1 protein-coding gene is annotated in these 359 nt (G+C 50.7%); it reads right to left on the bottom strand.

The window, feature by feature from the left end; genetic code table 11:
• Window positions 1-359, bottom strand: a 359-nt coding sequence (locus A3761_RS05395) for a pyridoxal-phosphate dependent enzyme (protein ID WP_156491628.1), incomplete at both ends; no start/stop codon positions are given.

Genomic DNA, 359 nt, shown 5'->3' with positions numbered 1-359 from the left:
CGACCACTTCATCGACTCGTGAGCGATCAAAAATACTCGGCAGATACTCTTCAGGCCAGCGACGAATACCGGGAATTGCCGCATTTTCTGCAGGTTGCAAACCCACTATCTTGATATCTGGGTTCTTTTCTTTCAGAAACCTGGAGTTTCCCATAATGGTACCTGTCGTTCCCATGGCACTGACAAAGTGAGTAATTTTTCCATGAGTTTGCTCCCAGATTTCAGGCCCCGTCCCGCAATAATGAGCCAAGGGGTTGTCATCGTTCGCGAACTGGTCGAGGACAATGCCCTTGCCTTCGGCCGCCATTGACTGCGCCAGGTCACGAGCGCCCTCCATACCTTCTTCTTTGCTAACATAG

This window comes from Oleiphilus sp. HI0123 (genome assembly GCF_001635315.1).
This window is presented reverse-complemented; position numbering and strand designations above follow the sequence as displayed.